Origin of the sequence: Zhihengliuella sp. (assembly GCF_031178195.1) — a bacterium.
GTDB lineage: Bacteria > Actinomycetota > Actinomycetes > Actinomycetales > Micrococcaceae > Zhihengliuella.
In genome coordinates this window covers 67,687-91,561 of record NZ_JAPSJL010000011.1, presented here as the reverse complement: position 1 = coordinate 91,561, position 23,875 = coordinate 67,687, and the positions used below count along the sequence as shown (strand labels likewise).

Genomic DNA, 23,875 nt, shown 5'->3' with positions numbered 1-23,875 from the left:
GCCGCCCCCGCGGGGCACGAGCGGCCGGGAGGGGGTGGATGATCCACCCCCTCCCGGCCGGAGGGATCGTGCGAGCGTGGGATCAGCCGATCGCCGTCGCCATCTCCTGATGGGCCTTCTCCGCCGCCTCCGCGGGGCTCTGGCGCTCGAAGAACACCTCGAGCTCGTACCGGTAGATGATGTCCTGCAGCTCACTGAAGCCCATGGCCGGCACGGCCTCGGGGGCTCCGAGCTCGTCCTCGATGTCGGCAATGAACTCGGCGGACGTGGCGTCGGGCCCCTCGAGGCTCCCGACGACCTGCTCGCGCACCTCGCTGTTGGACGGCAGACCACGGTCGGTCAGGTTGAGCTCGCCGGCCTCCTGCGAGTTCACGAAGAAGTCGATGAACTCCTTGACCTCCTCCGGGTGCTCCGTCTGCGCCGAGCCCGACATGAGCATCGAGGACTTGTACCAGAGGCCCGCGTCCTTGGAGTCGCCGGTGTGGGTCGGCAGGCGCAGGGGGACGAGGTCGGTGCCCGCGGAACCGGACAGCGCGCTGAGCTGGTTGGTCCACCACATGCCCAGCGCCGCAGTGCCGGTGCCGGTCAGCGACTGGTCCGGGCCCGGGGACTGGTCCTCCGCGAGGACGGAGGCCTGCGGGTAGGAGCCGTTCTCCATGAGGTCGAGGTGGTGCTGGAAGTAGGACTCCAGGTCGGCCACCTCGAAGCCGAGCTCGCCCTCCTCCGTGGTGAGCGCCTTGCCGTCCTGGCGCAGCCAGATCTGCAGCCCCGCGGGCTCGTTCGGGCCGGTGGCCCCGTACTTGCCCTCCACGCCCTCGGTGATCTGCCGGGTGAGCTCGGCGTAGTCGTCCCAGGTCCACGTCTCGTCATCCGGCAGCTCGAGTCCGGCCTCCTCGAAGATGGCCGGGTTCGCCATCATGACCATGGCGTTGATGCCGGTGGTCACGCCGAACAGGCCTTCGTCGGTGCGCCCGTTGTCCACGGTGCCCTCGTCGAACTTCGAGACGTCGACGCCTTCGAGGTCCAGCAGCGCGCCGCGGTCCGCGTACTCGCGCAGGTACTTGTCGTCCATCTGGATGATGTCCGGCGCTTCGTTGGAGGCGACCTGGGTGGCGAGCTTGTCCCAGTAGCCGCTCCAGTCGCCGTACTCGCCCTCGATGTTGACGTCGGGGTTCTGGGCCTCGTACGCCTCGATGATCTTGTTGGTGGTCTCGGCGCGGGAATCCGAGCCCCACCACGTGAAGCGGAGGGTGACCTCGCCGCCCTCGCCGCCCTCGGCCGCCTCGCCCCCGCCGCCGCAGGCGGTCAGGGCCAGGGCGGACACCGCCGCGATGGCGGCGGCCTTCGCCAGCCGCCGGCCGCCGAATGATGCACCGCGCCGCTGTGAATGATTGCCTCGTGACACTTGCTACCTCCTCGTTGAGCGATCGCCCCCGGGCCTCTCGGCGAGGCGCCTCCACCAGCATCCGAACCGGCCGGGAAATCGTTTTCCGGATTCGAATCTAGGTGTGACGGCAGTCACGGTCAAGGACTTTTAGTGCTCCGACCTTTCGGATTGAGGATGGTTCAATACCCTCACGGCATCATCCGTGCCGACGCTGCGACGAGGATCGAGACCCGGAACAGCGGGCGCGGCGGTCAGGCGCCGCGGCGCCGCGTGCTGTCGCGGAGGACCGGATGCCCCGAGACCACCAGCCTCCGGGCAGTGCCCTCCTCCATCACCATCTCCCCCGCCATGCGACCGATCTCCTCGAGCGGGATGCGGACGGTGGTGACGGACGGGAACATGTCCCCGAGCGTGGGGATGTCGTCGAAGCCGGCAACGGCGACGTCGTCGGGCAGGCGGAGGCCGCGCTCCCGCACGGCCGTCATGGTGCCCAGGGCCATCACGTCGTTGGCGCAGAAGACGCACGTCTGCTCATCGGAGCCGAGGACGCCCTCCCGCACCAGGTCGCCGGCCGTGTGATATCCGCCGTCGCGCGTGAACGCGCCCTCGCGGATCACGATCGGCTCCACGCCGGCGTCGCGCAGCTTGCCCACGAACCCCTCGACGCGGTCCCTGGCGGTGGCGAGCGACTGGTCGCCGGCGAGAACGGCGAAGCGACGATGCCCCAGCTTCAGGAGTTCGTCGGCGAGGTCCGCGGCGGCCCCCGCGTTGTCCAGCTGGACGCCGCCGGCGGCGGGCAGCGGCTGGCCGACCATGGCCACGCGGCCGCCGTTGTCCTGGTAGCGGCGTAGCGCCTCCAGCAGCTCATGGTCCTCCTGCTGGCTGCGGGAGCCGGCCAGGAGGATGGCGTCGGTGCGGTGGGACATGAAGGCGCGCACGGCGGCGAGCTCGCGCTGCGGATCGCGCCCCGTGCTGGTCAGCATGAGCTGGACACCGTTTTCCCCCAGCCCCTGCTGGACGCCCCGGGCGATCGAGGAGAAGTAGGGGTCGGCGATGTCGTGGACGATCAGCCCGACGAGCCCGGCACTGTTGCGCGCGAGAGCCTGCGCCTGCGCGTTTGGGAAGTACCCGAGCCGCTGGGCCGCGACGCGCACGCGCTCGGCGATCTCCTCCGCGGGCTTGCGGCTCGAGCCGTTGAGCACGCGCGATGCCGTCGCCGGCGAGACGCCGGCCTCCCGGGCCACATCGGCCAGTCGAACCGCCACACCGTTCCCTTCTCTCCACTGCCACCCCAGAGCCTATCCCCGCACGGGGCTGTGACAGTTGACACATGCGAGATCCCGAGACTACCTTGGAAAGCGCATTCCCACCTAGGACTTCTTTCCCGTCCCTCCCAGAGGAGCTCCCCATGACCGAGACCCGCGTCCTCCGCATCGCCATGAACGGCATCACCGGCCGGATGGGCTACCGCCAGCACCTGCTGCGATCGATCCTGCCGATCCGCGACCAGGGCGGCATCACGCTGGCCGACGGCACCCGCGTGACCGTCGAGCCGGTCCTCGTGGGCCGCAACGAGGCCAAAATCGCCGAGCTGGCGGAGAAGCACGGCGTCGAGCACTACACCACGGACCTGGACGCGCTGATCGACGACCCGTCGATCGACGTCGTCTTCGACGCCTCCATGACCTCGCTGCGCTACCAGACGCTGTCCAAGGCGATCGCCGCCGGCAAGCACGTGTTCACCGAGAAGCCGACCGCCGAGACGCTGACCGAGGCCGTCGACCTGGCCCGCCAGGCCAGGGACGCGGGCATCACGGCCGGCGTGGTGCACGACAAGCTCTACCTGCCGGGCCTGGTCAAGCTGCGCCGCCTCGTGGACGAGGGCTTCTTCGGCCGGATCCTCTCGATGCGCGGCGAGTTCGGCTACTGGGTCTTCGAGGGCGACATCCAGGAGGCCCAGCGCCCGTCCTGGAACTACCGCCTCGCCGACGGCGGCTCCATGACCACGGACATGTACTGCCACTGGAACTACGTCATGGAGGGGATCATCGGCACGGTGAAGTCCGTGAACTCCACGACGGCCACCCACATCCCCACCCGCTGGGACGAGCAGGGCGAGCCCTACGAGGCCACCGCGGACGACGCCGCGTACGGCATCTTCGAGCTGGAGACCCCGGGCGGCGACGCGGTCGTCGCGCAGATCAACTCCTCCTGGGCCGTCCGCGTGTACCGCGACGAACTGGTCGAGTTCCAGATCGACGGCACCCACGGCTCCGCCGTCGCCGGCCTGAACAAGTGCGTCGCCCAGCAGCGCGCCCACACCCCCAAGCCGGTCTGGAACCCGGACCTGCCCGTCACGGAGTCCTTCCGCGACCAGTGGCTCGAGGTCCCGGCCAACGGCGACCTGGACAACGGCTTCAAGCTGCAGTGGGAGGAGTTCCTGGCCGACGCCGTCGCCGGGCGCGAGCACCGCTTCGGCCTGCTCTCCGCCGCCCGCGGCGTGCAGCTCGCCGAGCTCGGCCTGCAATCCGCCGCCGAGCGCCGCACCATCGACATCCCGGAGATCACGCTGTGAGCACGACGTCGACCGCCGCCACCCGCACGACCCTCGCCCTCCCGTCCGCGGACGGGACCGTCGCCGAGTACGCCCTGACGGGCGCGGCCCGGCCCGAGCTCGGCCCGTTCGGCCGCCCGGAGGCGCCGATCGCCTCGCGGAAGGTCTACGCCGCGGCCCACGTGGTCCCGGTCATGACCGCCGACAACACGCCCGGCGCCCCCGCGACCCTCGACTGGGACGCGACGCTGGCCTACCGGCACGAGCTATGGTCCTACGGCCTCGGCGTCGCCGACGCCATGGACACCGCCCAGCGCGGGATGGGGCTGGACTACGCGGCGACCTGCGAGCTCATCCGACGCTCCGCCGCGGAGGCCGCCTCGGTGGTCGCCTCGGCGAAGTACCCGGCGCTGGCCGGACGCACGGTCCGCGACCTTGTGGCCTGCGGCGCCGGCACGGACCAGCTCGACCCGGCCTCCGTGGCCCCCGGCCCGGAGGGCCTGGCCGCGGTGCGCGACGCCTACCTGGAGATGCTCGACGTCGTCGAGGGCTCCGGCGCCAAGGTCATCATCATGTGCTCCCGCGCCCTCGCCCGGGTCGCCACGAGCGCCGACGACTACCTGGCCGTCTACGGCACGCTGCTGGAACGCGCCGAGGAGCCGGTGGTCCTTCACTGGCTGGGCACCATGTTCGACCCGGCGCTGGCCGGCTACTGGGGCAGCGACGACGTCGCCGAGGCGACGGCGACGTTCCTCGAGCTCATCCGCACCCACGCGGACAAGGTCGACGGCGTGAAGGTCTCCCTGCTGGACGCCGAGCACGAGACGCAGCTGCGCGCCGCGCTCCCGGCCGGCGTCCGGCTCTACACCGGCGACGACTTCAACTACCCGGAGCTCATCCACGGCGACGGCGAGGCGTACTCGGACGCCCTGCTGGGCATCTTCGCCGCGATCTACCCGGCGGCCTCCACGGCCCTGCAGGCCTTCGACGCGGGCGACGACGCCCGCGGCCGGGCGATCCTGGACTCCACCCGCGAGCTCGGCCAGCACATCTTCTCGGCGCCGACGTTCTACTACAAGACCGGCATCGCGTTCCTGGCCTGGCTGAACGGCCACCAGGCCGGCTTCCAGATGGTCGGCGGCCTGCACTCCGGCCGCTCGATCGCCCACCTGGCGCGCACCTTCGTCCTCGCCGACCAGGCCGGTCTGCTGCTGCAGCCCGAGCTCGCCGCGGAGCGCCTGCGCGGTCTCCTGGAGACGTACGGCATCGCCCAGCCGGGCGGCAGCGCGGGCACCGGAGCGGAGGCCACGGCATGAGCTTCGAACTCTCGCTGAACACGGGCACGACGCCGAACCTCACCCTCGAGCAGGCGGCGTCCGCCGTCGCCGACGCGGGGCTGGCGCACATCGGCCCCTGGCGGCACCTGCTGGAGCAGGCCGGCGGCGCCGAGCGCGCCGCGGCGATCATCGCCGGCGCCGGCCTGAGCGCCACCACGCTGTGCCGCGGCGGGTTCCTCACGGCGTCGGACGACGCCGGCCGGGCCGCCGCGCTGGAGTCGAACCGGGCGGCGATCCTCGAGACCGCCGCGATCGGAGCCCGCGAGCTGATCATGGTGGTCGGCGGGCTGCCGGCCGCCGCGGGTGTCCTCGGCGGCGTCGGCGACCCCGCCGACAAGGACGTGGTGGCCGCCCGCGAGCGGGTCGCCGCCGGGCTGGCCGAGCTGGTGCCGTTCGCAGCCGAGCACGGCGTCCGGCTGGTGCTGGAGCCGCTGCACCCCATGTACGCGGCGGACCGGGCGGTCCTCTCCACGCTAGGGCAGGCGCTCGATCTGGCCGCGCCGCACCCTGCCGAGACGGTCGGCGTCGTGGTGGACACGTTCCACGTCTGGTGGGACCCGCAACTGCAGGAGCAGATCGCCCGCGCCGGGCGCGAGGGCAGGATCGCCAGCTACCAGATCTGCGACTTCAACCTGCCGATCGCCGCCGACGCGCTGAAGTCGCGCGGCATGATGGGAGACGGCTACGTTGACTTCGCGACGATCTCCCGCTGGGTCGCCGAGGCCGGCTACACCGGTCCGGTGGAGGTGGAGATCTTCAACGAGGAGATCAACCACCAGGACGCGGCCCTCACACTGGAGACCATGAAGCAGCGCTACACCGAGCTGGTGCTCCCGCACCTCGAGGCCGGCGCCGCGGCAGCGGTCCCCGCCCGCTAGCGAACCGCACCTACGGAGGCAGAGCACGATGACAGAGACCCAGGGCACCGAGGCCCAGGCCGCCGCACCGCAGACCGCTGGAGCGCCGGCCGCCGGAGCGCCGACGGACGCGCCCGACGTCGTGCTGATCGGCCTCAACGGGTTCGGCCGGCAGCACCTGCTGAACATCGAGCGCCTCGTCGGCCTCGGCAAGATGCGCCTCGCCGCCGGCGTGGACGTCCACGATCCCGGCCCCGACGTGCGCGGCGCGGCCACTCCCGTCTTCCCGTCGCTGGCCGACGCGGTCGATGCCGGGGTCCGACCGGACATCGTCATCGTCTCGACGCCGATCGGCACCCACCACCGGATCGCGCTCGACGCCCTCGCCCTCGGCGCGGACGTCTACGTGGAGAAGCCGCCGACGGCCACGATGGAGCAGTACGGGGACCTGCTCGCCGCGGCGCAGCGGGCCGGCCGGCGCGTGCAGGTGGGCTTCCAGGCCATCGGCTCCCTGGCCCTGCAGGAGCTGGACCGCTGGTTCGCCGGCGACGGCCGCGCCTCTCCCATCGGGCGCCTGCGCGCGGTGGGCGCGAGCGGCCTCTGGGTGCGCACCCGCGGCTACTACGAGCGTTCGCCGTGGGCCGGGCACCGGGTGCTGGACGGCGTGCAGGTGGTGGACGGCGTCGTCACGAACCCGCTGGCCCACGCGGTCATGAGCGCCCTGCACCTCGCGGGCGCCAAGACGGCGGACGACGTCATCGACCTGGCCACGGAGCTCCACCACGCGCACCGGATCGAGGCGGACGACACGTCCGTGGTGCGGGTGACGACGTCGTCCGGGATCCCCGTGACGTGCGCGCTCACGGTCTGCGCCGAGACGGCACAGGACCCGTGGATCACCGTCTACGGCACCGAGGGCGAGGCCGTCCTCCACTACACGCGCGACGAGCTGGTCGTCACCCCGAACCCCGACCTCGCCGGGGGCTCCGGAGTCGGCCAGGCCATCGAGTCGGGGCGGGCCATCGAGTTCGGGCGGACAGACCTGCTCGAGAACCTGATCGACGTGCGCACCGGTGCCGCCGGGCGGTTGCTCTGCCCGCTCGAGGAGACCGGCTCCTTCATGCGCGTCCTGGAGGCCGTCCGCACCGCGCCGGATCCGACCCCGATCCCCACGGCGCAGGTCTGCCTGGAGGGCGAGGGCGCCGACCTCCACCCGGTGGTCCCGCACATCGAGGACTACGTGGCCCGCGCGGTGCGGGCGCAGTCGGGCTGGGCGTCGCTGGGGGCGCCGTGGGCCGGCGCCCCGGCGAGCAGCGGCACCCTGCGGATCACCCCGCCGGGCGGCCGCTCCGGCGTCGAGGTCGCCCGCCTGCGCACCGGCGCGGACATCGCGCCGACCAACGCGCCGCGCCCCTTCCTGGACCGGGTCCGCACCCTGTCCGGCATCGTCGTCACGGACCAGCAGCCCCTGGACCACCCGTGGCACCTCGGCGTCTCCGTGGCGCTGCAGGACGTGGACGGGAACAACTTCTGGGGCGGACGCACCTACACGCGCGCCGACGGGCGCTACATCTGGCGTCCCGATCACGGGCGGATCCGCACGGTCTCCGAGACCGTGGTGACGGAGGCCGAGGCGCACGGCGCGTGCGCCCAGCGGCTGAAGGCCCGGCTCGAGTGGATCGGCGCCGGCGCCGACGGGCACGACGGCGACGTCCTCCTCCGCGAGGACCGCCAGGTGCTCGCGCGGCCGCTCGACGACGAGGCCGCCCCGCACCTAGCCGGTCCGGACGGTGCCCGCGGCTCGGGCTGGGCGCTGGACTTCCGCTACGCGCTGACCGCCGCCGGCGAGCGCCCCGTCTCGCTCGGCTCCCCCGGCTCCAACGGCCGCGAGCGCGGCGGGTACGGCGGCTTCTTCTGGCGGCTGCCGGAGGTCTCCGGCGCGGAGATCTTCACCGCGGAGGCCGAGGGCGAGGACGCGGTGCATGGCAGCGTGACCGACTGGCTGGCCTTCTCCGCCGATTTCTCTTCCGACGCCGTCGCACTCGCCGACGTCGAGACGGGGCAGGGGGCGGCGACGCTGATCTTCGTCTCGACGGACGCGGACCCGTGGTTCGTCCGCTGCTCGGGCTACCCGGGTGTGGGCGCATCCCTCGCGTGGGATGCCCCGGTCCTGGCCGAACCCGGCCAGCCCGTGGCGCGCGGCGTTTGCGTCATCGTCGCCGACGGCCGCCTGTCCCGCGAGGCCGTCGCGGCCCTGGCCGCACAGCAACTCGCGTCGCAGCAGCCGGCCGCGCAGCGGCCCGCGGCATCGGCCGTCCACCCCGCCCGCTGAGCCCTACCCACGTTCGCAGTATCCTCATCGCACCAGGAGCACCCATGACCCCGTCCTCGTCCTCCGCCACCCGCCCGGCACCGGCGGCCGCCCTCTCGGGCGCCGCCCTGACGCCGGAGCAGTTCGACCGGCTCGCCGCGGAGCACGCCGCCAAGCAGGCCAGGATCGTCGACCTCCTGGAGCGCCACCGGGCCGACGCCGTCGTGCTGTCCTCCCCGGCGGCGCTGGGCTGGTTCCTCGGCGGCGCCCGGACGCACGTCAGCCTGGCCGGTGCGCCCATCGCCCGCGCGCTCGTCCACCACGGCGGCACCGAGCTGGGCGTCTTCGCGAACGAGTCCGAGCGTCTGCGGGCCGAGGAGCTCGGCGGGACCGAGGGCGTCACCGTGCACGACGTCGAGTGGCACGGCTCCCTCGACGACGTCGCCGGGTGGTTCCCGGCTGCCGCCGGCTGGACGCTGCTGGACGAGGCCGACGTCGAGGCGGAGCTGCGCGCGGCGCGCTCGCCGCTGCTCCCCGGGGAGGTCGAGCGGTACCGCGGCCTCTGCGAGGAGACCGCGATCGTCCTCACGGACGTCCTGACCGCGACGACCGCGGAGACGACCGAGCGCGAGGTCGCCGCGGAGTTGGCGGCCGGGCTGATCGGGATCGGCGCGGACCCGGTGGTCCTGCTGGTCTCCGGCGAGCAGCGGGCGGCCCACCGGCACCCGCTGCCGACGGCGGCGCCGCTGGGCCGACGGGCCATGGCCGTGGTCTGCGCCCGCCGTGACGGGCTCATCGCCAACGCCACCCGGTGGGTCGCGTTCGGGGAGCCGGTCGAGGGCGAGGAGGAGGCGGACGCCGCGATCCTCGAGGTCGAGCGTGAGATCCTCGACGCGCTGCGACCCGGTGACCCGCTGACCGGGATGCTGCCGTTGATCCAGGGCTCCTACCCGCGGCACGGCTTCGCGGAGGACGAGTGGACGCGGCACCACCAGGGCGGCGTCGCCGGGTACGACGGCCGGGATCCGCGCCTCTCCCCCGGCCTGCCGGACGCGATCGTCGCCGACCAGGCCTTCGCCTGGAACCCCAGCGCCTCCGGTCCGGACGGCGTCACCGCCAAGGTCGAGGACACCGTGCTGCTGACGCTGCGCGACGGCGAGCCGTACGTCGACGTCCTGTCGGTGGATCCGCGCTGGCCGGCCGTCGAGGTGGGCGGCCGGCTGCGCCCGGCGGTCCTGCGCCGCTAACCCGGACACCGGGCGGCAGCCGGGTCACTCCGGCTGCCGGCGGAAGACCCCCGGGTCGGCGGGGTGCTGCAGGAGCCGGAGAATGGGTTTGACGGCGACCTCGACGCTCGTGGCGCGGGCCGCCAGGTCGCGCAGGCCCGCCATCAGGCGTCCGCCGCGGAACATGATCCGGGCCAGCCGCCGCGAGGTGTCCTGAGCGGCCTCGACCCGGGGCCGCTGGGCGGTCTCGTAGGCGGCCAACCGCTGGGGCACGTCCGCCGCGGCGGCGCCGTCGAGCGCGCCGGCCAGCATCCACGCCGACTCCATGGCCATGCCGGCGCCGATCCCCGCGGTGGGCAGGAAGCCGGCGGCGGCGTCCCCCAGCAGCACCGTCCGGCCGGACGCCCAGCGCCGCGCCCGGACGTCGGTCAGCGGCCAGAAGAAGGGGTCCTCCGCCTCCTGCAGCGCCCGCAGCAGGCGCCCCGTGCGGGGCGTGATCGTGGAGAGCTCGGAGCGCACGCGCTCCACATAGGCCTCGGGACCGGCCGCGGTGAGCTCCTCCGGTCCGCCGAGGAATGCCCCCAGGGCGCCCTTGACCGGGTAGGAGCCGAGGAAGAAGCCGGACCCCCAGAGCTCGACGCCCAGGTCGGCCCCGGCCCCGGATGCGCTCTCGTCGCTCCCCGGCCCGGCGCCCCCGTCGGGTGGTTCTGCAAGTTCTTCGGCGGGCTCGTCGGACGGGTCCAGTCCCACCCAGACGACCCATCCGCCCCAACCGGTGTCCACACCGTCCACCGTGGCGAGCGGTCCCGGCAGGAGGAGGCGCGTGCCGGAGTGGAGGCCATCGGCCACGATCACCGCATCGAACTCGCCCGTCGTGCTCCCCCGGTCCGCGGCCGCGGGCCCTCGAGCGTCTCCCGGCGTCGAGAACTCGACGGCGACCGGACCGCCGTCGTGCTCCTCGAGGCCGGTGACCGTGGTCCCGAAGGCGACGTCGCAGCCCTCCTGCGTGAGGACGTCGACGAGCGGGCCGCGGCCGATGCCGCGGTAGTCGCCGTACTCGCCGACGATGTCGGTCATGTCGTCGGTCCGCAGCGGGGCGCCCCGGTGGGACAAGACCCGGTACCGGCGCAGAGGTGTGCTCGCGGAGCGGTAGGCCTCGCGCGCGCCGAGTTCCTCGAGCGCCGCATCCACGATGGGCATGAGGGCGAGCATGTAGCCGGGGTCGGCGTCCTCGCGGCGCCGCTCGACCACGACGGGCCGGTGGCCCCGCCGGCGCAGCAGCCCCGCGACCGTGAGACCGGCGATGCCGGCGCCCACGACGAGCACGCGCAGGTCATCGTCGGCAGCGCGTCGGCACTGATCGGTCACTGGCAGCGGGTGGAGCATTCCGGACACCTCCGTGCGGCGAAGACTCCCTCCGACGCTACAGCAGGGTCCGCGCCCCCGGGGAGACTTTTCCCTTCGAAGCAACCACCGTCCACGACGCTCTCTGCTGGAGACGAGTCAGCACCGCTGATCAAAATGCGATCTTCAATTTAAGGCCGGGCCTTTCTCAATGGCCTTACCGTGCGCCTCAGCACAAGTGTCATCGCCGTGTCAATATAGCCGCACGCAAACAGGAGGCCCCCAGCCGGTGAGGGTTTGCCTAGTTATTTTTGACGCAAGTCACCGACGTCGGTAGATTCTCAATTCCCAAACGACTGGAGAATGAACACGGGGGATCCATGAACTGGAATCAAGCGATGTGCTTGGCCTCATGGCTCGGTCACGTCGTCACCACTGCCTCACTTATAGCAGCAGCGTTCACAGGCGGTGGAACACTGGTTATCGCCGGGATCAGTTATTCATTGAGTGGATTGACGACAGTCTCCGGATGCCGCAACGTCTAGTCATCGGACCAGAGGAACCTTTATGATTTGGCTATTCGCCATTGCCGCAGTCGTCTTCTTGACCGTCGCGGTGGGCGCCTTCATCGGGGGACAGGAGCTTGTGGCGCTCTTCGCCCTCGCCACGAGCCTCCTCAGCGCTTACGGATTCATCTATACCAGGCGGCGCAACCTACGGAATTGACCATTGGGCGAGCGGTATTGTCGCCGACAGTTCGGACGTGGTTGCGCCCGGATCCGATGCAGGATCCGGGCGCATCCATCCCCCCTCTTGCGTACGCCCCCCACTAGCGCAGCTCCGTGCGCCAGCTGCGCTTCGGCTCCCAGCCGAGCACGCGGCGCGCCTTCTCGATGCTGAACGCGGGCGACGAGCCGGTCAGCCCGCCGGCCAGGTGCGCCAGCTCCGGGTAGACCTCCGGGATCACCTCGGCCAGCGGTGCCCGGGCCATGGCGTCCGCGGCGCCGACGAAGAACACGTCGCCGTTCTCGATGAGGTGCATCCGCTCCAGCAGGAGCAGCAGGAAGTCGGTGACGTCGCGGGCGTCCACGTAGTTGAAGAGCGCCGGCGCGGACAGCCGGGGATCCTCCAGGCGCTCGGCGACCGTGTGCCCCTGCTGAGTCGGGGCGCCCTCCCACTCCTCGGGCGCGATCACGTAGCAGGGCCGGAAGGACGCGAACTTCACGCCATTCTCCCCGTCGCCGGGGCCGTGCTGGGCGGCGAACATCGCCGCGACCTGCTCGGCGACGTACTTCGAGAGGCCGTAGGCGTGCCAGGGGCGCGGCGTCACGTCCTCGTCCAGCGGGAGCCGCGGCGGAACCCAGCCCGCCGGGGAGCCGTAGCCCATGATCGAGGGGCTGGAGGCGACGATGACCTTCCGCGCGCCGGAGGCCACCGCCGCAGCGGTGACACTGTGCGCGATGCCGGCGTTGGTCTTCAGGATGACGTCCTCGGGCGCGCTGAAGGGCACGGCGATCGCCGCCAGGGAGACGACGGCGGCCGGGCCGAGTCGCGTGAAGAGCTCCTCCGTGGCGCGGGCGTCGAGGAGGTCAACGTCCTCGTAGCGGACGCCGTCGGCCCGCTCGGGCGGCCCCTGCCGGTCGACGCTGACGACCCGGTGCCCGGCCGCGGCGAAGCCCTCGACCACGCTGCGGCCGAGGCGCCCGGACCCGCCGGTGACGATGATCGGCTGGGTTGATGCGCTCATGCCGACCCCCAGACGGCCGGCGCCGCGACGCCCGCCCCGGCCGCCGCATCCGCACCGGCGCCCGCACCGGGGGCCCGCCCGCCGGCGCGGACGGCGGCCCCGCGGGCGCGTCCGAGCCCCAGGTCGACGTCGTCGACGCGGACCGCCTGCCCGGACGCGAGGGACGCGTTGCCGCAGATGCCGACGGCGATCGCCTGGATCCCGTCCACCAGGCCGGCCGGACGCCGGTAGGGGTCCTCACCCGGGCCCCGGAAGAGGTCGGCCAGCAGGAGGCCGTCGCCGCCGCCGTGGGCGCCCTCGCCATTGACGATCTCCAGCTCGTGGGCCTCCTCCCAGTGCCGCTGCAGGATCAGCCGCTCGCCGGTGCTGCGCACGTGGCTGCCCACCTCGTCGTCGTACACCGACGGGTCCACGGGGGCGCCGCCCTCCGCGGGGAGCACCGCGGCTCGCTCGACGACGTCGAGCTCCAGCCGGCCCTCGGTCCCGTTGACGGCCACGCGGTAGCCCTCCCACGGGCTGTGGGCGTTGAGGCTGTAGGAGAGCACGGCGCCGCCGGAGTAGTCGACGACGAGCGCGAGGTTGTCCTCGATGGTGATGCCGTCGGCGAAGACGTCCTGGTCGCGCCGGTACCCGTCGTGTTCCTCGTTGTCCAGATAGAGCCGTTTCAGCCGCTCGTCCGAGCGCAGGTCCAGCGCGAACGGATCCTCGGCGCTGTCGTCGCGGGTCCCGCGCTCGTGCACGACGACGCCGCGCGCGGCTGCGTTCGGGGCCCCATAGAACTTCAGCCCGCCGGCGGCGTACACGCGCTCCGGGGTGTCGCCCAGCCACCAGTTGACCAGGTCGAAGTGGTGGCTGGACTTGTGCACCAGCAGGCCGCCGGAGTTCTCCTTGATGCGGTGCCAGCGGCGGAAGTAGTCGGCGCCGTGGACGGTGTCCAGGACCCAGGCGAAGTCGATGGACGTGACCCGGCCGATCAGACCGTCCTGGATGGCGGCCCTCAGGGCCGTGTTGCGCGGCGAGTAGCGGTAGTTGAACGTCACGATCACCTCCCGCCCGGTGCGCTCCACCGCCTCGGCGATGCGGGCCGAGGCCTCCGCGCTCACGGTCAGGGGCTTCTCGACGACGACGTCGGCGCCGGCCTCCAGCGCCTCGCACACGAGGTCCGCGTGGGTGAAGTCGGGGGTGGTGATGATGACCCGGTCGATCCGCTGCCCGGCGATGAACGCCGTCAGGTCGGCGGGGTCGAACGCGGCGACCCGCTCGCCAAAGGTCTGCTCGACGACGTCCTGGTAGTACTCGACGCGGCCCGGGTTGGTGTCCGCGAGGGCCACGAGCTCGGCGACGTCGGCGTGCGGACCGAGGATCGCCTCGATGTACATCTGGCAGCGGTTGCCGGTGCCGATCACTGCGTAACGGGTGCGGGTGGTGCTCACGGGGCGGTTGCTCCTAGGATCTGCGCGCTCTCGCGGGGCGCACGCGTGGCGGGGGATATGGGAGGCGGGGCGGCGCCGTCGCCGACGACGCCCCGCCGTCGTACTGCCCATGGACCGTGCTGTCCACGGGCCGCAGGCCCGGGTCCGGCCTACTTGATGCCGGTGGTGGCGATGCCCTTGATGAGGAACTTCTGGCCGACCAGGAAGGCGATGAACACCGGGACCAGGGTGACGATCGACATGGCGAACAGTGCGCCCCAGTTGGACTCGCCCGTGGAGTCGATGAACGCGCTGAGCGCCACCGGCACGGTGTACTTGTCCGGGCTGGTCAGGTAGATGAGCGAGGTGAAGAAGTCGCTCCAGGTCCAGATGAAGGTGAAGATGGCCGTGGTGGCCAGGGCCGGGACCATGAGCGGCAGGATCACCTGGAGGAAGGTGCGGGCGTGGCCGGCGCCGTCGATGCGGGCCGCCTCGTCCATGTCCTTCGGGATGCCGCGGATGAACTGCACCATGAGGAAGATGAAGAACGCGTCCGTGGCGAGCAGTTTCGGCACGATGATGGGCCAGAACGTGTTCACCCAGCCGATCTGGGAGAACATGATGTACTGCGGCACGATGATGACGTGGATCGGCAGCATGATGGTCATGAGCATCAGCGCGAACATGACCTTCTTGAACCGGAAGTCCAGCCGGGCGAACGCGTAAGCGGCCATCGAGCAGGAGACCAGGTTGCCGATGATGCAGCCGAGGACCACGATCGCGGAGTTGATCAGGAAGTGGCTGAACGGGTGGGACAGGGCGTCCCAGCCGCTGGCGTAGTTCTCGATCTCGAACGACTTCAGCAGCAGCCCCGGGGAGCGGAAGATCTCGTCGTTGGGCCGCAGGGAGCTGACCAGCATCCACAGCAGCGGGTAGATCATCAGCAGCGCCGAGGCGATCATGACGAGGTGCTTGAGCACCGCCTTGACCTTCGAGCCGGTGGAGGGCCGGTAGACGTGCGGCTCCGGCAGGTCGAGGTCCTTGCCCTCGCCCGCCAGATCCGGCGTGAGGGTGACATCGGCGTTCTGCGCGGGCGCGGCCATCAGCGAGCCGTCGTCCTTCGAGTTCCGGGGGGAGGAGATCTGCTCAGTCATCGTAGAACACCCAATACTTGGAGACGAGGAAGTTGACGGCGGTGAATCCGCCGACGATCAGGACCAGCAGCCACGCCATGGCGGACGCGTATCCCATGTCGAAGTTCTTGAAGCCCTGCTGGTACAGGTACAGCGTGAAGAACATCGTGGAGTCGGCCGGGCCTCCGGAACCGTTGGAGACGATGAACGCCTGGGTGAAGTTCTGGAACGCGCCGATGATCTGCAGCACCAGATTGAAGAAGATGATGGGGCTGAGCAGCGGCAGCGTGATGCTCACGAACTGGCGCGCCTTGGTGGCACCGTCGATCGACGCGGCCTCGTAGTACATCGAGGGGATCTGGCGCAGGCCGGCCAGGAAGATCACCATCGGCGAGCCGAACGTCCAGATGTGCAGCAGGATGAGGGTGCTCAGGGCGGTGTCCGGGTTGGAGATCCAGCCCATGCCCTCGATCCCGATCATGGCGAGGACCTGGTTGACCAGGCCGGTGGTGCCGAAGAGCTGCTTCCAGAGGACCGCGATGGCGACCGACGAGCCGAGCATCGAGGGCAGGTAGAAGACCGAGCGGTAGAACGGGAGCCCGCGCATGCCGCGGTCCAGCAGCATGGCGATCGCGAGGGCCACGGCCAGCTGCAGCGGGACGCCGACGAGCACGTAGATGAAGGTGACGCGCAACGAGTTGTGGAGCCGCTCGTCGCTGATCATCCGCTCGATGTTCTCCATGCCCGACCACTCAGGCGCCTGCAGGAGGTTGTAGTCCGTGAACGCCAGGAAGAGGGACATGGCCATGGGGCCGAGCGTGATGACGAAGAGGCCGATGGTCCACGGCAGCAGGAAGAGGTGCCCCGCCTTGTTGTCCTTGTACTGGCGCTTCCCGCCCTTCTGCGTCTTGAGGCTCTGCAGCTCGGCGACGACGCTCATGGTGTCGCCTCCGCCGCAGCACCGTCGGCCGAAGGCCGGCGAGAGGTGTGGGTCAGCATGGCTGGCTCCTTGTTCCGGCACCCCCGGCGGACTGTACTGCCCCACCGGCGGAATGCGCTTTCCGATCTGTCTCCACAACGGTAGGCTAGCCGCACTGTGAGGTCAACCACACGACCGATATTCCGACGACCACGGGGAGACGGCTCATTGAAACGAATCATATTCGAGGTCCCCGGCGCGGTCGCGCGGACGACGCCCGCGCCGCGCGCCGCGTCGGCGGTCTGGTGCGCCGGGGCAGCCCAGTGAGCCCGGCGATTCGGCCGGATCCCGCGGCCGCACCGGCCATCGAGCGCATCGAGCTGCGCCTGCTCTCCCTGCCCTTCTCGGCCGGCCGGCGGGACGACGACGCCGGATCCGCCGGCACCGAGACCGTCGATTCGTTTAACGCATCGTCGCGAACCTTTACGGCCATGCAGTCGCTCATCGTGGCCGTCACCACGGAGGACGGGCGGACCGGCTGGGGCGAGGCCTTCGGGCACCGCACCAACCCCGCCACGTGGGCGGCCCTGGAGGAGATCGTGGGCCCGTTCTTCCTCGGCGAGCCCGCGGACGCCGCCGGGCTCCGACCTCGGGCGGAATACGCGTTCCATGCCTTCGGCCGCACCGGGCCGGTCCACTACGCGCTCTCCGCGATCGACAGCGCCCTGTGGGATCTGGCCGCCCAGCGCGCCGGTGTGCCGCTACGCCGCCTGATCGACGCCGGGGCCCGCGACTCGATCGGTGCGTACGCCTCCCTGGTCCACTACGGGGAGGACCCGGCCGAGGTCGCGCGGCAGGTGGCGCGGGCGCGCGACGCCGGATTCGGCGCCTTCAAACTCCACGAGTGCACCGTCCCGGCCGTCGCCGCCGCACGCGAGGCGGCCGGCGAGGCCCCGCTCATGGTGGACGTCAACTGCCACTGGGACGAGGCCGGCGCCGACGCCGCCCTCGCCGAGCTGGCCGAGCTGGACCTGTGCTGGCTGGAGGAGCCGGTCTTCCCGCCCGACGACCGCGACGCCCTGGCTCGCCTGAACGCCCGCCACGGGATCGTCTCCGCCGGCGAGAACGCCTCCGGCACGCGGGGCCTCATCGGCGACATGGCCGCGGGCGCCGTCGCGATCGCCCAGCCCAGCGTCGGCAAGATCGGCGGCGTCTCGGCCATGCTGGAGGTGTACGACGCCGGGGCGCGCCTCGGCGTGCCCGTAGTCCCGCACTGCTTCTACTACGGCCCGGCGCTGCTCGCCACGGCGCAGCTCATCGCCGCCCTCCCCGTCCAGCGGTACCGTGGCGGGCCCGGCGCGGACGCCGGGAGCGCGCTGCCCGAGCTGGAGGTCCCATTCCTGGACTGGCCCGAGCGCCTGCACCCCCTACACGGCCATCATCAGGAGCACGGCCATCATCAGGAGCAGGGCCATCATCAGGAGCAGGGCGATCACCGGGAGCACGACGGGGACCGAGCGGGAAGTCATCATCCGGCCGCCGATCCCGCTGCCGGGCGTGGTCTGGGCCACAATGGAGTCGTGCCGGCCCGGGCCCGCGCGGGAGCGGGCACCGTGGTCCTGCCGGAGGCGCCGGGGCTCGGCTTCGAGCCGGACCCGGGGGTCATGGAGCGGCACACCGTCCAACGCGCGACCATCTCCTAGGAGGACCAACCCCATGAAGCGCATCGTCTGCGTCCCGGATTCGTTCAAGGGCAGCGTCAGCGCGCTCGGCGCGGCGGAGGCCATGGCGCGCGGGGCGCGGCAGGTGTTCGACAACGCGGACGTCGTCATGCTGCCCTTCGCCGACGGCGGCGAGGGGACCCTCGACGCGCTGCTGGCCGCCTGGGGCCGGGCCGCGGAGGTCGTGAGCACCGTGGACGCGCTCGGCCGGCCGCGCAACGCGCGCTTCGGCCTCTCGGCCGACGGCCGGACCGCCGTCGTCGAGGCCGCGGAGGGCAACGGGCTGCCCGCCGTGTCCGACGTGCCGCTGCAGCCGCTGCGCGCCGACACCTACGGGGTGGGCCTGATCGCCCGCGCCGCCCTCGAGTCCGGGGCCGAGGAGATCCTCCTGTGCATCGGCGGCTCCGCGAGCACGGACGGCGGCACCGGGCTCCTCGCGGCGCTCGGCGCCCGCTTCCTCGGGGCCGACGGCGAGCCCGTGGCGCCGGGCGGCGGCGGGCTCGCCGGCATCGTCCGGGTCGATCTGGAGCACCTGCACCCGCGGGCGCGCGAGGTGCGCTGGCGCGTCGCCGTGGACGTCGACAACCCGCTCACCGGCGAGCGCGGCGCGGCGGCCGTGTTCGGCCCGCAGAAGGGTGCCACCGCGGACGACGTCGCCGCGCTCGACGCCGGCCTGGCCCACCTGGCCGACGTGGTCGCCGAGGCCGCGGAGGCCGGGCACGCGGACACACGGGTGGCCCCAGCTGCCCTGCCGTCGGCCGCGGGGCTCCGTTCGACCGCCGGGTTCGGCGCGGCCGGCGGTCTGCCCGTCACGCTCGTGGGCCTGCTCGGCGCCGAGACCCTGCCCGGCGCCGAGCTCGTCGGCGACGCCGTCGGGCTGGCGGACGCCCTGACCGGGGCGGACCTGGTCCTGACCGGCGAGGGCGCGTTCGACTCGCAGTCGCTCGGCGGCAAGGTCGTCGACGCCGTGAGGCGCCAGTCCCCCGCCGGTGCGGCCGTCGTCGTCGTCGCGGGGACGGTGCGGCTCACCGCCGCGCAGACCCGCGAGGCCGGGCTGACCGCGGCCTTCTCCATCGCCCCCGGAGCGTCCGAGCTGGACGAGCTGCTGCGCGAGGCGCCACGGCTGATCGAGGAGACCACGGCCCACGCCTGCGCGCTGCTCGCGCACGCCCGGTGACCGCGGAGGAGACCGCGGACCGCCGGCCCTGATCTCCGCGGCCGGCCGCTGCGACCGACCGGCGCCGCTGAGCGCGACGAGGCCGGACCCCCGATCGGGTCCGGCCTCGTTCTGCGTCCGGCCTCAGGCGTCGTTGCGGACGACCCGTCCCTGCGCGATGACGGCGGAGACCTGCTCCAGCGCGGCCGCGCTCGCCAGCGGGTCGGAGTCCAGCAGCACGACGTCGGCCACGGCGCCCTTGACGAGCCGTCCGACCTCTCGCTCGACGCCGAGCAGCGCGGCGGGGCGCGTCGTCACCGAGCGCAGCGCCTCCGGGGCGGGCAGGCCGGCGTCGGCGAGCGCCCGCGCCTCGGTGCCGATGGGCGTCACGTCCGTCCCGAACGAGTCGGTGCCGGCGACGACGCCGACCCCCGCCTCGGCGGCGGCCCGGACGGCCTCCCGGAGGACCGGGGTGTACTGGCGCCCGCGCTCGGCCAGCACGGGGTCCGAGGATCCCCGCATGGAGGCGATGCCCGCCAGCGTCGGGGTGAAGTAGGTGCCCCGCGAGGCCATGTCGGCGAGCGTCGCGTCGTTCACGAAGACGCCGTGCTCGATGCTCCGCACGCCGGCGCGGACGGCACCGGCGATGCCCTCGGCGCTGTAGGAGTGGCAGAGCACGCCGGCGCCCTTGGCCGCGCGGACGATCGCCGCGAGCTGTTCCTCCCCGTAGACCAGCTCCAGCGGGTCTTGCTCCGGCAGACCGGCGCGCGGGTTGGCGCGCGTCTTGATCACGGTGGCGCCGCGCTTGCGATTAACGCCGGTCAGGTGGGCGAGCGCTTTCTCCTCGCGGACGCCGTCGGTCAGCGCCGCCAGCGGGGCGAGCTCCGGGTCGGCGAGCACGGAGTCGCCGAGCTCCGGCGAGACGAACAGTCCCGCCGGGTGCATGCGCGGCGAGAGGCCGGGCGCCCACTCCGGCAGCGCGGCCAGCGCGATGTCCTGGTAGAAGCTCGAGGAGCCGCTGCGGACCGTGGTGGCTCCGTGGTGGAGGATCAGGCGCGCGTCCTCGAGCGCGTTCGCGTGGACGTGGGCGTCCACGAGGCCGGGGAGGACGAACCGTCCGGTGGCGTCCACGACGTCGGCCCGGCCGGCTACGTCGGCGACGGCCTTGCGGGTGGCGTCGCGGTCGCCGGCGGCGACCACCCTTCCTCCATCGAGCACGACGACGGCGTCGGCGGTCGCGTCGCCGGTGACCGGGTCGACAAGGGTCCCGCCCTCGATGATGAGCGGGCGGGTCTCCGGAGCCGAGCCGGGGTATCCCGGAGCACTCGGCCGCCCGGCCGGCGCGGCGGCCGCCGCGGCGGTGCCGGCCACGGATGCTGGGGCGGCGGATGCGGAGGGCACGCCGAGGACGCCCAGGCCCGCCAGTGCGGCGGCACCGGCGAGGACGCTCCGGCGCGCGAGCGCGGAGTCGGGAGCGGGCAGGGCGTTGTGGTCGTGGACGCACATGGCGGACTTCCTTGTCGTCGAGAGGTGGGGCTCTGGACAACGTAGCAGCGAACCGCAGCATTTGGTATCCCATATGTCCTGCCGCGTCGCGTCGCGCTACAGGGAGACGAGGACCAGCGTGGCCGCGAAGACGAGGCCGGAGACGACGAGCACCACAGTGGTGTAGCCGAGGATGTCGCGCATCTTCAGGCCCGCGATCGCGAGCAGCGGCAGCGCCCAGAACGGCTGGATCATGTTGGTCCACTGGTCGCCGTAGGCCACCGCCATGATCGCGATCGCCGGATCGACGCCGATCCGCTCGGCGGCCTCCAGCAGGATCGGCGCCTGGATGGCGAACTGGCCGCCGCCGGACGGGACGAAGAAGTTCACCAGCCCGGCCGAGAGGAACGCGAACAGCCCGAAGGTCTCCGAGCTCGAGATGGAGACGAAGAAGTCGGAGAAGATCTGGATCAGGCCCGTCCCCGACATGATGCCGAGGATGCCGGCGTAGAGCGGGAACTGCAGGAGGATCTCGCCCACGTTCGAGGCGGCGTTCTTGGTGAGCGCGATGAGCTCGAACGGGCTCCGCACGAGTAGCAGGATCAGCGCGAGGAACGTCCAGTTGACGATGTCCAGCGTCAGCGAACCGCCGCCCGAGAAGTGGATCGCCAGATACGCAGCCAGCAGGAGCCCGAGGAGCAGGGTGGGGATCCGGCTGGCGTCGACGCGGTCGGCGGGGGTGACGACATCGTCCTCGACCGCCACGCCGCCGTCACGGGCGTCGACTCCCAGCTCGACGACGCGGTCGCTTCCGCGCGGCGCGATCAGCAGGATCGCCAGGGCCACCAGGACCACGGTGGCCGCGATCGCCGCCAGATTCCACGGGGCGAAGATGGTCTCCCCGATCGGCAGCGGCCGGCCGAGTTGCTCGGTCACGAAGGAGTCCGGGGTGGCGGCAGCCAGCGGACCGGAGGCGGAGTAGCCCATGTGCCAGACCACGAAGCCGGCGAAACCGGCCGCGACGAGCAGCGGGAAGTGCAGGCGTAGGCCTCGCTCGCGTCCCTGCGCGGCGACCTCGCGGGCCAGCAGCCCGCCGACCACCAGTCCGAGCCCCCACGTGATGAGCGAGGCCGCGGCGGCGGCGAGGAACACGAAGACGTAGGCCTGGACGGCGGTGCGCGGGACCCGGGCGGCCCGCGTCAGCAGGGCGCGCACCGGCCGTGTGTTCGCGAGGATGTGGCCGAGCAGCAGGATCAGGGCCATCTGCGTCATGAAGGAGAGCAGTCCGGCCAGGCCGACGCCCCAGCTCTCGACGACGGCCACCGGGCCGGAGTCCGTCAGGGCCAGGGCGAGCAGCGCGACGACGAACGTCAGCGCGATGGCGAAGACCAGCGCCGAGGGGATCAGCCGCTCGACGAGGTGGTTGACGGGCCGCATGACCGAGGCGAGGACCGCTCCCCGGTCGCGGCCTCCGGCGTCGGCATCGGAGCGGGGAGTGGGCGGGACGGAATTCGTGCGCATGGCGGCCTCCGGCGTCGTCGAGGGGTCTCTGCGGTGACGCCAGTCACATTACCGGCCCCCGAACCAGCCGTGCCGTCCACGGGTGCCGACGACGGGTGCCGCTTACACTGGTCTCCCATGAGCGAGCAGGTGCGGATCGATGCGTGGCTGTGGGCGGTGCGCGTGTACAAGACACGGTCGGCCGCCACGACGGCGTGCCGCGCCGGGCACGTGAAGCTGGACGGCCGGCCGGTGAAGGCGGCGCAGACGGTCGCCCCCGGTGCGCAGATCCGCGTGCGCCAGAACGGGGTGGACCGCTTCCTGGAGGTCACGCGGCCGATCGCGAAGCGGGTCGGCGCCCAGGTGGCGCAGTCCTGCTACATCGACCACACGCCGGAACGGCCCCGGGTGGCGGTTCCGCAGGTGCCCGTCCGCGACCGCGGAGCCGGCCGGCCCACGAAGAAGGACCGCCGCGAGCTCGACCGGCTGCGGCAGTCCCTCGACCTGTAGGCTCCGCCTACTCCTCGCCGGCCTGGCGGGAGCCGAGCTCGGCGTCCAGGCGCAGCAGGCCGTTGCCGTCCTCGCCGATCAGCTTCACGCGGCCGATGATCTCGGAGACGCTGGCCTCCTCCTCGAGCTGCTCCTCGACGAACCAGTTCAGCAGCGGGAACGCGTCGATGTCCCCCTCCTGCTGGGCCAGGCGGTACAGGTTGCGGATCGCCTCCGAGACCTTCTCCTCGTGCGCCAGCGACGCCTCGAAGGCCGCCACCACGGTGGTCGCCCGCGTGTTCGGGGCGTGCATGGCCCCGATGGCGGGGTGCGCGTTGCGGTCCACCATGTGGGCGATGAACTTCTCCGCGTGGACGATCTCCTCGCCGGCCTGGGCACGGAACCAGCCGGCGATGCCGGGCAGGTCCAGCGCGTCCATGTCGACGGCCAGCTGCCGGTAGACGATCGACGCCTCGAGCTCGAGGGTCACCTGGTCGTTGAACGCTTCTGCGAGCTTTCCGTTGAGTTCCATGGGTTCAATCTAGACCTGTTCCAAACAGCTGTCACCGGAGTTCGGCCTAACTGATCCGGGCGGCCGTCATAAGCGAACAGGGCCGTGATCCCCGGCGGTTCGGCCAGCCTCACCTCAGCGGAGCGACGGAGCGACCTGGGCGCGGGCCCAGCACGAGGAGCTATCCTGCTGTCGCACCGAATGCGCCGGCCGAGTCGACGGGAGGGACAAATGCGCGTACGACGCCGTCGTCTGCTCATGCTCCTCCCGCTCCTCTTCGCCGCCCTGCTGGGCATGCACACGCTGGCCATGTCGCAAGCCGACGCGCACCACGCCGGCGCGCACCCGGCCCCGCACCACGCAGCGCCGAGCGACTCCGCCCTGCACCACTCCGCCCTGCACCACTCGGCTCTGCACGACTCCGCCCTGCACGACTCCGCCGCGCACTCCTCAGCGCCCGGGCCCGCGCACCACCGCATGGTGCTGCCGTTCGCCGCGGACTCCGCTCCCGCCCGGGGCCTCTCGACCGTCCTCCCCGCGGAGGCCGGGCACAGTGCCTCGTCGGGACAGCACACGGCCGACGACGGCGACGCGGCCGTCGCGGTCGCGAGCTGGTGCCTGCTCGCGCTGGCCGTCCTGCTCCGGCTGGTGCGCCCGCGTGCGCACCTCCTCCCCCGTCTCGCGCCGCGCCCGCGCGCCGCGTGCCTCACGTGGGTGCCGACGCCGCGTCCCGCGCGCCCTCCATCACTCATCCTCCTCTCGATCAGTCGGGCGTAGGCCGCTGGC

19 protein-coding genes are annotated in these 23,875 nt (G+C 72.2%); 9 read left to right on the top strand and 10 right to left on the bottom strand.

Translation table 11 applies throughout. From position 1 onward, the window contains the following. Positions 1-82: 82 nt before the first annotated feature. Together RIN46_RS13635 and RIN46_RS13630 are read right to left on the bottom strand one after the other, a co-directional pair. Positions 83-1,405 (bottom strand): extracellular solute-binding protein, encoded by a 1,323-nt coding sequence (locus RIN46_RS13635; protein WP_309080869.1) that lies wholly within the window; start codon positions 1,403-1,405, stop codon positions 83-85. Positions 1,406-1,638: 233 nt separating this feature from the next. Further along, positions 1,639-2,652: a LacI family DNA-binding transcriptional regulator gene (locus RIN46_RS13630; protein ID WP_309080868.1), complete on the bottom strand. Its 1,014-nt coding sequence runs from the start codon at positions 2,650-2,652 to the stop codon at positions 1,639-1,641. Positions 2,653-2,795: 143 nt separating this feature from the next. Here RIN46_RS13630 and RIN46_RS13625 point away from each other — a divergent pair, with 143 nt between their 5' ends. The 5 genes from RIN46_RS13625 to RIN46_RS13605 are packed head-to-tail and all read left to right on the top strand — an operon-like array spanning position 2,796 to position 9,693. Then, positions 2,796-3,962, top strand: a complete 1,167-nt coding sequence (locus RIN46_RS13625; RefSeq protein WP_309080867.1) for a Gfo/Idh/MocA family oxidoreductase — start codon at positions 2,796-2,798, stop codon at positions 3,960-3,962. Beyond that, entirely contained in the window at positions 3,959-5,257 is a 1,299-nt protein-coding gene (locus RIN46_RS13620) for a dihydrodipicolinate synthase family protein (RefSeq protein ID WP_309080866.1), read from the top strand. Before RIN46_RS13625 ends, RIN46_RS13620 begins: the two co-directional genes overlap by 4 nt. After that, positions 5,254-6,156, top strand: coding sequence for a sugar phosphate isomerase/epimerase (locus tag RIN46_RS13615; protein WP_309080865.1), 903 nt, complete (start codon positions 5,254-5,256; stop codon positions 6,154-6,156). Before RIN46_RS13620 ends, RIN46_RS13615 begins: the two co-directional genes overlap by 4 nt. Before the next feature lie 28 nt (positions 6,157-6,184). Continuing rightward, positions 6,185-8,467 carry a DUF6807 family protein gene (locus RIN46_RS13610; protein WP_309080864.1) on the top strand — a complete coding sequence of 761 codons (2,283 nt, stop codon included), beginning with the start codon at positions 6,185-6,187 and terminating at the stop codon, positions 8,465-8,467. Between the two features lie 44 nt (positions 8,468-8,511). Next, positions 8,512-9,693, top strand: coding sequence for a M24 family metallopeptidase (locus RIN46_RS13605; protein ID WP_309080863.1), 1,182 nt, complete (start codon positions 8,512-8,514; stop codon positions 9,691-9,693). Between the two features lie 24 nt (positions 9,694-9,717). On the opposite strand, the gene RIN46_RS13600 is transcribed toward RIN46_RS13605, so the two are convergent. The 5 genes from RIN46_RS13600 to RIN46_RS13580 all read right to left on the bottom strand — a co-directional run bounded on the left by RIN46_RS13600 (position 9,718) and on the right by RIN46_RS13580 (position 16,248). Further along, on the bottom strand, positions 9,718-11,058 hold the full coding sequence (locus RIN46_RS13600; RefSeq protein ID WP_309080862.1) for an NAD(P)/FAD-dependent oxidoreductase: 1,341 nt from the start codon (positions 11,056-11,058) through the stop codon (positions 9,718-9,720). Positions 11,059-11,845: 787 nt separating this feature from the next. After that, positions 11,846-12,763, bottom strand: coding sequence for an NAD(P)-dependent oxidoreductase (locus RIN46_RS13595; RefSeq protein ID WP_309080861.1), 918 nt, complete (start codon positions 12,761-12,763; stop codon positions 11,846-11,848). After that, positions 12,760-14,196: a Gfo/Idh/MocA family oxidoreductase gene (locus RIN46_RS13590; RefSeq protein WP_309080860.1), complete on the bottom strand. Its 1,437-nt coding sequence runs from the start codon at positions 14,194-14,196 to the stop codon at positions 12,760-12,762. The genes RIN46_RS13595 and RIN46_RS13590 overlap by 4 nt, the downstream gene beginning before the upstream one ends. A gap of 149 nt (positions 14,197-14,345) precedes the next feature. Then, entirely contained in the window at positions 14,346-15,278 is a 933-nt protein-coding gene (locus RIN46_RS13585; protein ID WP_375141865.1) for a carbohydrate ABC transporter permease, read from the bottom strand. A gap of 43 nt (positions 15,279-15,321) precedes the next feature. Beyond that, complete coding sequence (locus tag RIN46_RS13580) at positions 15,322-16,248, bottom strand: sugar ABC transporter permease (protein ID WP_309080858.1); 927 nt, start codon at positions 16,246-16,248, stop codon at positions 15,322-15,324. Between the two features lie 302 nt (positions 16,249-16,550). Here RIN46_RS13580 and RIN46_RS13575 point away from each other — a divergent pair, with 302 nt between their 5' ends. Both RIN46_RS13575 and RIN46_RS13570 read left to right on the top strand, forming a co-directional pair. Beyond that, entirely contained in the window at positions 16,551-17,930 is a 1,380-nt protein-coding gene (locus tag RIN46_RS13575) for a mandelate racemase/muconate lactonizing enzyme family protein (RefSeq protein ID WP_309080857.1), read from the top strand. A 13-nt stretch (positions 17,931-17,943) separates the two neighbouring features. Then, positions 17,944-19,125: a glycerate kinase gene (locus tag RIN46_RS13570; protein ID WP_309080856.1), complete on the top strand. Its 1,182-nt coding sequence runs from the start codon at positions 17,944-17,946 to the stop codon at positions 19,123-19,125. A gap of 123 nt (positions 19,126-19,248) precedes the next feature. Here RIN46_RS13570 and RIN46_RS13565 read toward each other — a convergent pair whose 3' ends face one another. Next, positions 19,249-20,610, bottom strand: a complete 1,362-nt coding sequence (locus tag RIN46_RS13565; RefSeq protein WP_309080855.1) for an amidohydrolase family protein — start codon at positions 20,608-20,610, stop codon at positions 19,249-19,251. 96 nt (positions 20,611-20,706) lie between these two features. Continuing rightward, a complete protein-coding gene (locus RIN46_RS13560) occupies positions 20,707-22,026 on the bottom strand; it encodes a TIGR00366 family protein (RefSeq protein WP_309081047.1) in 1,320 nt (439 codons plus the stop codon). A 201-nt stretch (positions 22,027-22,227) separates the two neighbouring features. Here RIN46_RS13560 and RIN46_RS13555 point away from each other — a divergent pair, with 201 nt between their 5' ends. Then, positions 22,228-22,599, top strand: a complete 372-nt coding sequence (locus RIN46_RS13555; protein WP_309080854.1) for an RNA-binding S4 domain-containing protein — start codon at positions 22,228-22,230, stop codon at positions 22,597-22,599. Between the two features lie 7 nt (positions 22,600-22,606). On the opposite strand, the gene RIN46_RS13550 is transcribed toward RIN46_RS13555, so the two are convergent. After that, complete coding sequence (locus tag RIN46_RS13550; RefSeq protein WP_309080853.1) at positions 22,607-23,110, bottom strand: ferritin; 504 nt, start codon at positions 23,108-23,110, stop codon at positions 22,607-22,609. A gap of 210 nt (positions 23,111-23,320) precedes the next feature. Here RIN46_RS13550 and RIN46_RS13545 point away from each other — a divergent pair, with 210 nt between their 5' ends. Next, the gene (locus RIN46_RS13545) at positions 23,321-23,866 is read left to right on the top strand and encodes a hypothetical protein (RefSeq protein WP_309080852.1); all 546 of its coding nucleotides are present in this window, start codon (positions 23,321-23,323) and stop codon (positions 23,864-23,866) included. The last annotated feature ends 9 nt before the right edge of the window (positions 23,867-23,875 follow it).

Excerpts from the sequence above, each read along its gene's own strand:
- RIN46_RS13625 (WP_309080867.1), top strand. The coding sequence starts at position 2,796 with ATGACCGAGACCCGCGTCCTCCGCATCGCCATGAACGGCATCACCGGC.
- RIN46_RS13615 (WP_309080865.1), top strand. The coding sequence starts at position 5,254 with ATGAGCTTCGAACTCTCGCTGAACACGGGCACGACGCCGAACCTCACC.
- RIN46_RS13610 (WP_309080864.1), top strand. The coding sequence starts at position 6,185 with ATGACAGAGACCCAGGGCACCGAGGCCCAGGCCGCCGCACCGCAGACC.
- RIN46_RS13605 (WP_309080863.1), top strand. The coding sequence starts at position 8,512 with ATGACCCCGTCCTCGTCCTCCGCCACCCGCCCGGCACCGGCGGCCGCC.
- RIN46_RS13600 (WP_309080862.1), bottom strand. The coding sequence starts at position 11,058 with ATGCTCCACCCGCTGCCAGTGACCGATCAGTGCCGACGCGCTGCCGAC.
- RIN46_RS13595 (WP_309080861.1), bottom strand. The coding sequence starts at position 12,763 with ATGAGCGCATCAACCCAGCCGATCATCGTCACCGGCGGGTCCGGGCGC.
- RIN46_RS13585 (WP_375141865.1), bottom strand. The coding sequence starts at position 15,278 with ATGGCCGCGCCCGCGCAGAACGCCGATGTCACCCTCACGCCGGATCTG.
- RIN46_RS13580 (WP_309080858.1), bottom strand. The coding sequence starts at position 16,248 with ATGAGCGTCGTCGCCGAGCTGCAGAGCCTCAAGACGCAGAAGGGCGGG.
- RIN46_RS13570 (WP_309080856.1), top strand. The coding sequence starts at position 17,944 with ATGAAGCGCATCGTCTGCGTCCCGGATTCGTTCAAGGGCAGCGTCAGC.
- RIN46_RS13565 (WP_309080855.1), bottom strand. The coding sequence starts at position 20,610 with ATGTGCGTCCACGACCACAACGCCCTGCCCGCTCCCGACTCCGCGCTC.
- RIN46_RS13560 (WP_309081047.1), bottom strand. The coding sequence starts at position 22,026 with ATGCGGCCCGTCAACCACCTCGTCGAGCGGCTGATCCCCTCGGCGCTG.
- RIN46_RS13555 (WP_309080854.1), top strand. The coding sequence starts at position 22,228 with ATGAGCGAGCAGGTGCGGATCGATGCGTGGCTGTGGGCGGTGCGCGTG.
- RIN46_RS13550 (WP_309080853.1), bottom strand. The coding sequence starts at position 23,110 with ATGGAACTCAACGGAAAGCTCGCAGAAGCGTTCAACGACCAGGTGACC.
- RIN46_RS13545 (WP_309080852.1), top strand. The coding sequence starts at position 23,321 with ATGCGCGTACGACGCCGTCGTCTGCTCATGCTCCTCCCGCTCCTCTTC.